At 59.3% G+C, this 11,900-nt stretch carries 10 protein-coding genes, 4 tRNA genes and 1 other RNA gene; 11 read left to right on the plus strand and 4 right to left on the minus strand.

What is annotated here, in order from left to right; translation table 11 throughout:
• The first annotated feature begins 1 nt into the window (after position 1).
• The 11 genes from wzxE to ACUXAC_RS22560 all read left to right on the plus strand — a co-directional run bounded on the left by wzxE (position 2) and on the right by ACUXAC_RS22560 (position 7,289).
• The gene (gene wzxE / locus ACUXAC_RS22510) at positions 2-1,252 is read left to right on the plus strand and encodes a lipid III flippase WzxE (protein WP_049198179.1); all 1,251 of its coding nucleotides are present in this window, start codon (positions 2-4) and stop codon (positions 1,250-1,252) included.
• Positions 1,249-2,334, plus strand: coding sequence for a TDP-N-acetylfucosamine:lipid II N-acetylfucosaminyltransferase (locus ACUXAC_RS22515; protein ID WP_308345082.1), 1,086 nt, complete (start codon positions 1,249-1,251; stop codon positions 2,332-2,334). Before wzxE ends, ACUXAC_RS22515 begins: the two co-directional genes overlap by 4 nt.
• Complete coding sequence (gene wzyE / locus ACUXAC_RS22520) at positions 2,331-3,698, plus strand: ECA oligosaccharide polymerase (RefSeq protein WP_387444018.1); 1,368 nt, start codon at positions 2,331-2,333, stop codon at positions 3,696-3,698. The genes ACUXAC_RS22515 and wzyE overlap by 4 nt, the downstream gene beginning before the upstream one ends.
• 14 nt (positions 3,699-3,712) lie before the next feature.
• On the plus strand, positions 3,713-4,453 hold the full coding sequence (wecG, locus tag ACUXAC_RS22525) for a lipopolysaccharide N-acetylmannosaminouronosyltransferase (protein WP_060424217.1): 741 nt from the start codon (positions 3,713-3,715) through the stop codon (positions 4,451-4,453).
• A 365-nt stretch (positions 4,454-4,818) separates the two neighbouring features.
• Positions 4,819-6,222, plus strand: a complete 1,404-nt coding sequence (gene thrP, locus ACUXAC_RS22530; RefSeq protein WP_038874078.1) for a bifunctional threonine/serine APC transporter ThrP — start codon at positions 4,819-4,821, stop codon at positions 6,220-6,222.
• A gap of 135 nt (positions 6,223-6,357) precedes the next feature.
• Positions 6,358-6,434, plus strand: a tRNA-Arg gene (locus tag ACUXAC_RS22535).
• Positions 6,435-6,497: 63 nt separating this feature from the next.
• Positions 6,498-6,573: transfer RNA gene (locus tag ACUXAC_RS22540), tRNA-His, on the plus strand.
• A gap of 41 nt (positions 6,574-6,614) precedes the next feature.
• Positions 6,615-6,701: transfer RNA gene (locus ACUXAC_RS22545), tRNA-Leu, on the plus strand.
• 74 nt (positions 6,702-6,775) lie between these two features.
• Positions 6,776-6,852: transfer RNA gene (locus ACUXAC_RS22550), tRNA-Pro, on the plus strand.
• 33 nt (positions 6,853-6,885) lie between these two features.
• Positions 6,886-7,015, plus strand: a non-coding RNA gene (locus ACUXAC_RS22555) — RtT sRNA.
• A 46-nt stretch (positions 7,016-7,061) separates the two neighbouring features.
• A complete protein-coding gene (locus tag ACUXAC_RS22560; RefSeq protein WP_387444021.1) occupies positions 7,062-7,289 on the plus strand; it encodes a hypothetical protein in 228 nt (75 codons plus the stop codon).
• A 429-nt stretch (positions 7,290-7,718) separates the two neighbouring features.
• On the opposite strand, the gene hemY is transcribed toward ACUXAC_RS22560, so the two are convergent.
• From hemY to hemC, 4 genes are read right to left on the minus strand one after another with little or no spacing between them, the layout of a single operon-like run.
• A complete protein-coding gene (gene hemY, locus ACUXAC_RS22565; protein WP_019452550.1) occupies positions 7,719-8,915 on the minus strand; it encodes a protoheme IX biogenesis protein HemY in 1,197 nt (398 codons plus the stop codon).
• A 3-nt stretch (positions 8,916-8,918) separates the two neighbouring features.
• On the minus strand, positions 8,919-10,043 hold the full coding sequence (hemX, locus tag ACUXAC_RS22570; RefSeq protein ID WP_038874084.1) for a uroporphyrinogen-III C-methyltransferase: 1,125 nt from the start codon (positions 10,041-10,043) through the stop codon (positions 8,919-8,921).
• A 22-nt stretch (positions 10,044-10,065) separates the two neighbouring features.
• Positions 10,066-10,806 (minus strand): uroporphyrinogen-III synthase, encoded by a 741-nt coding sequence (gene hemD / locus ACUXAC_RS22575; RefSeq protein ID WP_225529361.1) that lies wholly within the window; start codon positions 10,804-10,806, stop codon positions 10,066-10,068.
• The gene (gene hemC, locus ACUXAC_RS22580; protein ID WP_387444026.1) at positions 10,803-11,744 is read right to left on the minus strand and encodes a hydroxymethylbilane synthase; all 942 of its coding nucleotides are present in this window, start codon (positions 11,742-11,744) and stop codon (positions 10,803-10,805) included. Before hemC ends, hemD begins: the two co-directional genes overlap by 4 nt.
• Between the last annotated feature and the right edge of the window lie 156 nt (positions 11,745-11,900).

Consider the following 11,900-nt stretch of genomic DNA (forward strand, 5'->3'; position numbering starts at 1 on the left):
TATGTCGCTGGCAAAAGCATCGATATGGACTGCCGGCTCCACGCTGATCAAAATCGGCGTGGGGTTGTTGGTGGTGAAGCTGCTGGCGGTGGCGTTTGGCCCCAGCGGGGTGGGGCAGGCGGGTAACTTCCGCCAGTTGATTACCGTGCTGGGCGTGCTGTCCGGCGCGGGTATTTTTAACGGCATCACCAAATACGTGGCGGAGTACCACCAGGATCCGCAGCGTCTGCGTCTGGCGGTAGGCACCGCGTCGAGCATCGTGCTGGGTTTTTCGACCTTGCTGGCGCTGGTGTTTCTGTTCGCCGCCGAACCGATCAGCATCGGGCTGTTCGGGCATGCCGATTACGTCGATGTGGTGCGTGCCGTCGCCTTCATTCAGATGGGCATCGCCTACGCCAACCTGTTCATGGCGGTGCTGAAAGGCTACCGCGACGCGATGGGCAATGCGCTGGCGGTGATCGGCGGCAGCCTGATTGGCGTGGTGGCTTATTACCTGTGCTTCACGCTGGGTGGCTATGAAGGCGCGTTGGCGGGGCTGGCGCTGGTGCCGGCGTTGGTGGTGTTGCCTGCCGGGCTGATGCTGTGGCGGCGCAAAACGCTGCCGCTGCGCTATCTGGCGCCGCGTTGGGACAAACTCGTGGCCGGCAATCTCGGCAAATTCACCCTCATGGCGTTGATCACGTCGGTGACGCTGCCGGTGGCCTACGTGATGATGCGTAACCTGTTGGCCGCCCATTACGGCTGGGATGAGGTGGGGATTTGGCAGGGCGTCAGCAGCATTTCCGATGCCTATCTGCAGTTTATCACCGCTTCGTTTACCGTCTATTTGCTGCCGACGCTGTCGCGGCTGACGGACAAGGGCGCCATCTCACGGGAGATCGTGCGTTCGCTGAAATTCGTGCTGCCGGCGGTAGCGGCGGCGAGCTTTACGGTTTGGGTGCTGCGCGATTTCGCTATTTGGCTGCTGTTCTCGGACAAGTTTGTCGCCATGCGCGATCTGTTTGCCTGGCAGCTGGTGGGCGACGTGCTGAAAGTCGGGGCCTATGTGTTCGGCTATCTGGTGATCGCCAAAGCGTCGCTGCGCTTCTATATCCTGACGGAAGTCAGCCAGTTTCTGCTGCTGACGCTGTTCTCGCACTGGCTGATCCCGCTGCACGGCGCGTTGGGGGCGGCTCAGGCCTATATGGCAACCTACATCGTGTATTTCGCGCTCTGTAGCTGCGTGTTCCTTATTTATCGTAGACGAGTATGACCATACTGATTCACGTTCTGGGATCCGATATCCCGCATCATAACCAGACGGTGCTGCGCTTCTTCAACGACGTGCTGGCGCCGCGTTTGCCGGCTGAGCAGACGCGGCATTTTATGGTGGCGGCCAAGGATGTGGCGGCACTGGGTGATTTCCCCGCCCTGAACATTGAGCCCTACGCAGACAAGAAAAGCCTGGCGGCGGCGGTCATCGCCCGTGCCCAGGCCGATCGCGATGCGCGCTTCTTCCTGCACGGCCAGTTCAATCCGGGGCTGTGGTTGGCGCTGCTGAGCGGCAAGATCAAGGCGCGTCAGGTCAGTTGGCATATTTGGGGCGCCGATCTGTATGAAGACGCCACCAGCTGGAAATTCCGGCTGTTCTATCTGCTGCGCCGCATTGCGCAGGGGCGAGTAGGGAACGTGTTTGCTACTCGCGGCGACGTGATTCACTACCAGCAGCGCCATGCGCGGGTGCCGGCCTCGCTGCTGTACTTCCCGACCCGCATGGATCCGGCGCTGACCGACGTTCACGTCGAGAAAAACCTGGCCGGGCCGATGACGATTCTGGTGGGCAACTCCGGCGATCGCAGCAATCGGCATATCGAAGCGCTGCAGGCGATTCATCAGCAGTTCGGCGCCGACGTGCGCGTGATCCTGCCGATGGGTTATCCGGCCAACAACGATGCCTACATCGAGCAGGTGCGCGCCGCCGGGTTGCCGCTGTTCGGCGAGAAAAACCTGCAGCTGCTCACGCAGCAGGTGGCGTTTGAGGACTACCTCAATATTTTACGCGCCTGCGATCTGGGCTATTTCATTTTCAATCGCCAGCAGGGGATTGGCACCCTGTGCCTGCTGATTCAGTTCGGCGTGCCTTTCGTGCTCAGCCGGCAAAACCCGTTCTGGCAGGATTTGGCGGAACAGCACCTGCCGGTGCTGTTCTACGGCGATTCGCTGGACGAGTCGGTGGTGCGCGAAGCGCAGCGTCAGCTGGCGGCGGTGGATAAACAGGCGATCGCCTTCTTCAATCCGAACTATGTCGACGGCTGGCAGCAAGCCCTGGCGTTGGCGGCGGGAGAGCACTCATGACGTTGGCGCAATTCGGCGGCCTGTTTGTCGTCTATCTGGTCAGCCTGACGTTTATTCTGACGCTGACCTACCAGGAGTTTCGGCGCGTGCGCTTTAACTTCAACGTCTTCTTCTCGCTGCTGTATTTACTGACGTTCTATTTCGGTTTTCCTTTGACCTGCCTGCTGGTGTTCCAGTTTGACGTCGAGGTGGTGCCGGTGGAGTTTCTGCTGTACGCCCTGCTGTCGGCGACGGCGTTTTACGCTATCTATTACGTCACCTACAAGACCCGGCTGCGCAAGCGCCGCACAGAGCCGCGTGCGGCGCTGTTTACCATGAACCGGGTAGAGACTCATATGACTTGGGTGCTGCTGGCATTGGTGGCGATCGGTACCGTTGGGATCTTCTTCATGCAGAACGGCTTCCTGCTGTTCAAGCTCAATTCCTACAGCCAGATTTTCTCCAGCGACGTGTCCGGCGTGGCGCTCAAGCGGTTCTTCTACTTCTTCATTCCGGCGATGCTGGTGGTCTATTTCCTGCGGCAAGATCTGCGCGCCTGGTTCTTGTTCCTGGTGGCGACGGTGGCGTTCGGTATTCTGACCTACGTGATCGTCGGCGGCACCCGCGCCAACATCATCATCGCCTTCGCGCTGTTCCTGTTTATCGGCATCGTGCGCGGCTGGATCACGCTGTGGATGCTGGCGGCGGCGGGCATATTCGGCGTGGTCGGCATGTTCTGGCTGGCGTTGAAGCGCTACAGCCTGGACGTCAGCGGCGCGGAAGCGTTCTATACCTTCCTCTACCTGACCCGCGATACCTTCTCGCCGTGGGAAAACCTGGCGCTGCTGCTGCAAAATTACGACAAGATCGATTTCCAGGGCCTGGCGCCGATCGTGCGTGATTTCTACGTCTTTATTCCAACCTGGCTATGGCCGGGCCGGCCGGACGTGGTGCTGAACTCGGCCAACTATTTCACCTGGGAAGTGCTGAACAATCACTCCGGGCTGGCGATTTCCCCGACGCTGATCGGTTCACTGGTGGTGATGGGCGGTGCGCTGTTTATTCCGCTCGGCGCGATTCTGGTGGGCATGATCATCAAGTGGTTCGACTGGCTGTATGAGTTGGGCAAAACCGAACCGAACCGCTATAAGGCGGCCATTCTGCAGGGGTTCTGCTTCGGTGCGGTGTTCAACATCATCGTGCTGGCGCGCGAAGGGGTGGACTCTTTCGTGTCGCGCGTGGTGTTTTTCTGCATTATTTTCGGCGCCTGTTTGGTGCTGGCGAAGTTGCTGTATTGGCTGTTCGATACCGCCGGGCTGATCAAGGCCAGAGTGACGCGCGCCCGCGCGCTGGCGTCTCCGCCCCGGGCGAGCGGTCTTTTGTAAGGGTAATGAGAACGATGGAAGCAAAGATTTCGGTGCCGCAGTATGAGCTGCGCGGTTTCAGCCTGTGGGGCTTTCGCGATATGGCGCACTGCATGGACTTTTTGTTCGACGGCGGCCGGGTAAAACAGGGCACGCTGGTAGCCATGAACGCGGAAAAGATCCTGAAGGCGGAAGAGGACCCGGCGCTGCATGCGTTGCTGGATGAGGCGGAGTACAAGTACGCCGACGGCATCAGCATGGTGCGTTCGATTCGCCGCAAATACCCGGCGGCGGACGTTTCGCGCGTGGCGGGTGCCGATCTGTGGGAAGCCTTGATGCAGCGCGCCGGCCGTGAAGGCACGCCAGTCTTCCTGGTCGGCGGCAAGCCCGAGGTCTTGGCGGAAACCGAGCAAAAGCTGCGCAGCCAGTGGAATGTCAACCTGGTGGGTAGCCAGGACGGCTATTTCAAACCGGATCAGCGAGAGGCGCTGTTCGAGCGTATTCGCGCCAGCGGCGCCGCTATCGTGACGGTGGCGATGGGATCGCCGAAGCAGGAGATTCTGATGCGCGATTGTCGCAAGGTGCATCCGCAGGCGCTGTACATGGGCGTGGGCGGCACCTACGACGTCTTTACCGGCCATGTGAAGCGTGCGCCCAAGGTGTGGCAGAACCTCGGTCTGGAATGGCTCTACCGCCTGCTCAGCCAGCCCAGCCGCATCGGCCGACAGTTGAAGCTGCTGAAGTTTGTCGGCTACTACTACAGCGGCAAGATGTAATCCCTCATCCGGGGCGGAAAGTGCTGTTCCGCTCCGGTCTGCTGTACCAATAATCTGCTTTTGCACGTTTCTCCCGCATATCTATAACCCCCGGCCCTAAACGTCGCTGCATTTATTCCATAAAGTTTTAAATTGCGGTTTGCTTATAGCGGCGAAATGCGAAACGATACCGCCCGGAAATTATCCCTGGCCGCTGAAGCCTGATGCGACAGCGCTGAACGATGTCCCTCTCACGGTAACTTCGCTCCGACTACCCGTTGATGCCAACCCGATCGGCAGGGGATGATTTATTCTTTTAATAATGACAATAACGACCGGCAGCGGCCGGCAGGCAAACACAACCCGAGAAAAATTATTGAGGATTTATGGCACACAAAGAGAAACCGCAAGGGCTACACCGGGGCCTTGAGGCCCGGCATATCGAGCTTATCGCTCTGGGGGGCACCATCGGTGTCGGCCTGTTTATGGGGTCGGCCAGTACGCTGAAGTGGGCGGGGCCGTCGGTGCTGCTGGCTTACATCATCGCCGGGCTGTTCGTGTTCTTCATTATGCGTTCGATGGGAGAAATGCTGTTCCTCGAGCCGGTCGCGGGCTCGTTTGCCGTTTACGCGCATAAGTACATGAATCCCTATTTTGGTTACCTGACCGCCTGGGGCTACTGGTTTATGTGGATTGCCGTCGGCATTTCCGAGATCACCGCCATCGGGGTGTATGTGCAGTTCTGGTTCCCGGAAATACCGCAGTGGGTGCCGGCGCTGATCGCCGTGGCGATGGTGGCGCTGGCCAACCTGGCGGCGGTGCGCCTGTATGGGGAGCTGGAGTTCTGGTTCGCCATGATCAAGGTCACCACCATCATCGTGATGATTCTGGTGGGGCTGGGGGTGATCTTCTTCGGCTTCGGCAACGGCGGTGAACCTATCGGTTTCGCCAATTTGACGGCGCACGGCGGTTTCTTTGCCGGCGGCTGGAAAGGCTTCCTGTTTGCGCTGTGCATCGTGGTGGCGTCCTATCAGGGGGTTGAGCTGGTGGGCATCACCGCCGGAGAAGCCAAGAACCCGCAGGTGACGCTGAAACGCGCGATCAACAATATCCTGTGGCGCATCCTGATCTTCTATGTCGGCGCAATCTTCGTCATCGTCACCATCTTCCCGTGGAACGGCATCGGCACCACCGGCAGCCCGTTCGTGCTGACCTTCGCCAAGATCGGCATCGTTGCCGCCGCGGGCATCATCAACTTCGTGGTGTTGACCGCCGCGCTCTCCGGCTGCAACAGCGGCATGTACAGCGGCGGCCGCATGCTGTACGCCCTGGCCAAGAACCGCCAGCTGCCGGCGGCGCTGACCAAGCTTTCCGCCAGCGGCGTGCCGGTGAACTGCATCGCCGTCACCATCGGCTGCCTGTTGGTGGGTTCCGCGCTGAACTACATCATCCCGAATCCGGAGCAGGTGTTCGTCTATGTCTATAGCGCGAGCGTGCTGCCGGGCATGGTGCCGTGGTTCGTGGTGCTGATAAGCCAGCTTTATTTCCGCCGCGCCCATAAGGAAGCGATCAAAAATCACAGCTTTAAGTCGATCATGTTCCCGTATGTGAACTATCTGACCATCGCTTTTCTGATTTGCGTGCTGGTCGGCATGGGAATCAACCCGGATACGCGGATTTCCCTACTGGTCGGGGCGATTTTCTTAGCCGGCGTCAGCCTATGCTACTTCGCTTTCGGCATGCACAAGAAACATCATCCGGCTGAAAATCGGGTAGAAACGCGCCAATAAACGGTGAAAAGGGGCTACGGAGTGCGCTTTTGTGCGCGGGAGTGAGCAAAGCGTAATCAAACGCAACATTTCTGCGAAAAAGCACTAGACAGAATTGGCGTAAATCCGTAGTATCCCCTCCCGCAACGGCGCTACGCGCCCGTAGCTCAGCTGGATAGAGCGCTGCCCTCCGGAGGCAGAGGTCTCAGGTTCGAATCCTGTCGGGCGCGCCATTAAGTTTGTGCGCAGGAGCTGCGGTGGTAATATTACCGCGTGAGTAAGAAGAAGTAGTAATGGTGGCTATAGCTCAGTTGGTAGAGCCCTGGATTGTGATTCCAGTTGTCGTGGGTTCGAGTCCCATTAGCCACCCCACTTCCTAACGAAGTGAAGATTTAGCAGTATTTTGTGACAGTGCGAAGGTGGCGGAATTGGTAGACGCGCTAGCTTCAGGTGTTAGTGTTCTTACGGACGTGAGGGTTCAAGTCCCTCTCTTCGCACCACGCAAAATATCTGATAAATATAAGATTTATATGGACAACGGTCTGATAAATCGGGTAGTATGAGCAACACAAATCGGCGAGTAGCGCAGCTTGGTAGCGCAACTGGTTTGGGACCAGTGGGTCGGAGGTTCGAATCCTCTCTCGCCGACCACATTCGAAAAACCTGCTTTTTAAAGCAGGTTTTTTTCGTCTGTCGTTTATGAGGATGAGCACCTCCGCAGGAGGTTCGAGCCTCGCGAAGCGAGACAACGTTGCTTCAGCAACGGCCCGCAGGGCGCACATCAAAGATGGGCGTAATCCTCTTTCGCCGACCACTCTCAAAGAAACCGACGCAAGTCGGTTTTTTTACGTCTGTCGTTTATGAAAGCAAGTTCTTCTCAGCATGACGAAGGGAACATCGACAAGCCCGTGCAGCACCGCACGGGCTTTTTGCCTTCCTGGGGGAGCATCTGGTGTCGGCCTGCAAACGTGTTGGTTTTCAGCGACAATACCATCCTGCGCTGTCGTCAGGTTGAGACAAATAATTCATTGATTTTAAAAGATAAAGCTAGCTTTGACTTAAGTCGTCGTTTCGAGGCGACAACCTGATAAAGGCCGCCGGCAAGGAACACCAGAGAGTGATTTGTGATGGGAAAGGAAGGGTTAAATAAAAAGCCAATAATTTCAATATATTGATATATATTTTTCTATTTGAGAGCCTAAATTTAAAAGTTGGCACGCCAAATGCTATATCTATTGCGTAGATGCTCATTCCACCTCTTATGTTCGCCTTAGGCCTCATAAACCCTGGGAATGACGCAGAGCCGATTTAGGGTGCCTATCGCCCACGAGAACGATGACTAACCCGTCATCACGCTCAGGGCAGAACGTTGAGTGAGGCACCGCCCCTGTTGTCCTAGACCTGATTGCTTCTTTATACACTTGCCCTGCGGCAAGTGTTTTTTTTGCGTTTCAGAAAGCCATTGGGCAAAAAAAAGCGCGGCATCGGGGCCGCGCTTTTCTCTCTCAGGCAGGGCGTTATTCGCCGCCGTTCTGTTTCAGCGTTAACATCAGTCCCTCACGCCGCATCTGCGCCGCTTCATCCGAACGATGCAGTTTCTCCAGCGTATCGGCCAACCAGGCGTAGTCGTAGGCATCCGGGCGCTGTTTCAGCGCTTCACGGAAGGCGTCGGCCGCTTGCTGCCACTCGCCGTGCTTCATCAACAGCTGCCCCAGCGTGCTGTTCAGCAGCGGCGTCGCGCCGTGTTGTTTCATCTGCTGACGCAGCGCTCTTTCCAACTGCTCGGGGTTGCCGGATTTCAGCCGCGGCAGCAACAGCACCAGGCGCTCGTCGTATTGGCGCTTCAGGCTGTCGAGCACAATCTCCTGCGCCAGTTCGTGGTCGTTGCATTCGATCAGGTGTTCCACCATCGCGATTTGCAGCGGCACTTCGTGACGCGTCTTGCGGCTCTGATCTTTCCACCAGCGCTTCAGGCCTTCGCTGCCTTCGTCCGCCATCGCCTGATTCATCAGCCCGATGTACGCCTGTTGCTGCAGTGCCTGCAGCTGCTCTTCGCTGTGGAGTTCGATTTTACGCATCGACGGCAGCACTTCCAGCAGCGACGCGTAGGCGCCAGTGCGCAGATAGGCTTGTTCCGCCAGACGCAGCACTTCCGGATGACGCGGTGCCTGGTTCAGCAGGCGATCGACGCCGTGGCGCGCGGCGTGGTTCTCGCCCTGCGCCAGCTGGATACGAACCCGGGTGATGTCCACCGGCAGCTGATCGGTGTCGGCCGCTTCGGCGGCGCGCTCCAGATACTGATTGGTACGGAAGTCGTCGCCGCGTTGCTGTGCGGCCTCGGCGGCCAGCAGGTAGTTCACGACCGGCTGTTCGGCGTGGTCGGCGTTGCGTGTCATCAGCTTCTCGACCTGCTTGTAGTCGCCTTCCGCCAGCTTGATCAGCGCGGCTTTGGTTTGCTGGCGCGCGCGGGTGCGCTTGCGGCCGATAAACCAACCGCGCGTGCGGGCGCCGGTACGGAAGATGCGGCGCAAGATCCACTCGATCGCCAGCAGCACCACGAACAGCAGCACCAGCATAATCACCAGGCCGGTGACGCTGGTTTCAATATTGTAATTGTCAGTCTGGATCAGCACATAGCCCTGATGCCCGGCCAGCATCGGCCCGAGCACCACGCTGGCGATCACCACCAGGAACAGAAATAGCACGCGTAACATGGCTTAACCCTCCTGGTGAGCGGCAGGGGACTGGGTCATCAGGTTGCGCACCCGGGTCTGCATCACTTTTTCCAGCAGCGGCTGGCTTTTCAGCTGATCCGGCACGTCCATCGAGATCGACTGTTGGCTCAGGCTGTCCAGCTCTTCCAGGAAGGCCTTGGTCGCCGGATCGGTGGTGTCGAAATAGGCGCGCACCCAGGTGGAGACGGTTTCCAGCGATTGCTTGTAGGTCTCGTTCTGGTGGCGCGGGATGGCCTGCGCGGCCACCAGCAGGCGCGAACGGATGTTTTCGCGCAGGTAGATGTCCTGGTTCGGTGCCAGCAGCGGCTCAGCGCTGGTGTCGCGGCGACGGATGGTGATGAAGTCGGCCATGAAATTGCGCCAGCTTTTGGCCAGGTTCTGCCGCCACTCGCCGATCGAGCTGGAGAGTTCGCTGCTGTTTTGATCCATCGGCGCTTCGTCGGTGTCGTTATCCGCCAGACGCAGGTTATCCACCTGATTGGACAGCTGATTGACCTTGAGGATGATGCCGTCGTAATCGACCTGGGTCAGCGTAGAAAGCGTGCTGATGTCTTCGGTAATGGCGCGGCGCACGTCGAGCAGGCTCGGATCGTTCATGTCCGCCAGGCTGGCGTCGGCGCTTTTCAGCAGCGCGGCGGCGCTGGTGACGTCCTGATCGCTCCACAGCTTGCGGCCGGCCATTTTCACCAGGAAATCAGCCTGCGCCAGCAGCCAGGTTTTGGCGTCGCTGCCGGAGATGGTCGCCACTTTTTCCTGCAGTTCGCTCAATTGGCGCGCAAGGTTCGCCTGCTCGCGATCGGCGGCGTCCAGGGTTTTGCCCTGCTGCTGCAACAGGCCCTCCAGCGCATTTCTTTCCTGCTGTTGGCTCTGCTTCACGCCTTCAAGCTGCTGCTGCAGCGCCTGATTGGCGGCGATCAGCTGTTGCGCCTGCTTGTGCGTGTGGTAATAGCCGCCCGCGCCGAGGGCGATGACCAGCACGATAGCGATCGCGCCGAGCACCGGGCCGGTGTTCTTTCCTTTGCGGCTGGCAGCGGCTGGCTGCTGGGAGCTCTCAACCGCGGTGGTTGGTTCTTCAACCGGGGCGGATGGGGTATTTTGTTCCGTCATAGTGGCACATCCCATAGTCAGATTATTGTAGCGCGCGGATCAGCGCGTCATTATCGGCGTTGTCAGCTACCCGAATCGTACGCCAGCCCAAGTCCCGGGCGAGGGTAGCCAGGCGTTCGCTCACTACTACCAGGCGGCAACGCAGCAGCCATGAAGAACGATAGTAATCAGGAACTAAAGTATAGAGCTGTTGTAACATTTCACCGCTGGTCACCACCAGCGTATCCACACCGGCACGCTGCCAGTGGGCGCTTTGCTCGCTGCCGTCGTAGTGCACCGGGCTGCGTTGATAGCATTCATAATAGCTGACGTCGGCGCCGCGCTCGCTCAGCGTCGTGCCCAGCAGCTCGCGGCCGCCGTTGCCGCGCAAAATCAGCGCGCGTTTGCCCGCCAGCTTTTGCAGCGCCGGCAGCAGCAGCAGCGTTTCGCTGATCTCGCGTTCACGCGGGTATTCCACCGGCAAACTGCTGATGCGGTGCAGCGCCAGCCCGGTGGTGCGGCCGATGGCGTAATAAGTCAGGTGCGCAGGCCAGCTCAGCCCGGCGCGGCCGATGACCGAATCGGCATAGTTCACCGAATGCTGCGACAGCACGAACACCAGATCGCCGGTGCCAAGCTGCTGCAACGCCTGCGGCAGCTGCGGCAGATCGCCGCCGGGGGCGAAGTCGATCAGCGGTGCATGATAGGCAACCCGGCCGAGTGCGCGCAGCCGGCTCACTAACTGCTCGCCCGAAGGCGATGGGCGGGTTACCAGGATCGTCATGCCGGCGGATTTCCCTGGTAAACTTCGCGCAGGATCTCGCGTGCGCCGCGCGCCAGCAGCTCTTCCGCCAGCTCAACGCCCATCCGTTCGGCCTCGGTGGCCGGGCCGCGGCGTTCGCCGCGCACCATCTGGCTGCCGTCCGGCGCACCGACCAGGGCACGCAGCCACAGGCTGTCGCCATCCAGTTCGGCATAGCTGCCGATCGGCACCTGGCAGCCGCCTTCCAGACGGGTGTTCATCGCCCGTTCGGCGCGTACGCGGGTTTCGGTGGCCGCATGGTTTAGCGGCACCAGCAGCGCACGGGTGACGCTGTCGTCGAGGCGGCATTCAATGCCGACCGCACCCTGGCCGACCGCCGGCAGGCACTCTTCGGCGCTCAGCGGGCTGCGGATGCGTTGCTCCAGCCCCAGGCGTTTCAGGCCGGCCACCGCCAGAATAATCGCGTCGTAGTCGCCGTTGTCCAGCTTGGCCAGGCGAGTGCCGACGTTGCCGCGCAGGTCGCGCACGATCAGATCCGGGCGACGTTCACGCAGTTGGCACTGGCGGCGCAGGCTGGAAGTGCCGACCACGCTGCCCTGCGGCAGCTGATCGAGCGAGGCGAAACGGTTGGAAACAAAAGCGTCGCGCGGATCTTCGCGTTCGCAAATGGTGGTCAAACCCAGGCCGGCAGGGAAATCGACCGGCACGTCTTTCATCGAGTGCACGGCGATGTCGGCGCGGCCTTCCAGCAGCGCCAGCTCGAGTTCTTTAACAAACAGGCCTTTACCGCCGACTTTCGCCAGCGGCGTATCCAGAATAACGTCGCCGCGCGTGACCATCGGCACCAACTCGACCTGCAGGCCGGGATGGCAGGCCATCAGACGTTGCTGCACATAATGTGCTTGCCAAAGTGCAAGCGGGCTTTGTCGGGTGGCAATTCGAATAATTTTGTCTAACATGCTTGTTACCGTTTTTATATTTCGCCATCCATCCTACCACTGAGAGCCAATACTGTCAGTGCAAGAAGCCGGAGGCGGAAAAAGGACAACGGAATCAAAGGGACGTGTGATGTGCTTTGGGGCAGTTAACACTGCGGGTAAATCGTTTAGGGAAGC

It is taken from the genome of Serratia sp. 121840015-1 (assembly GCF_053627655.1).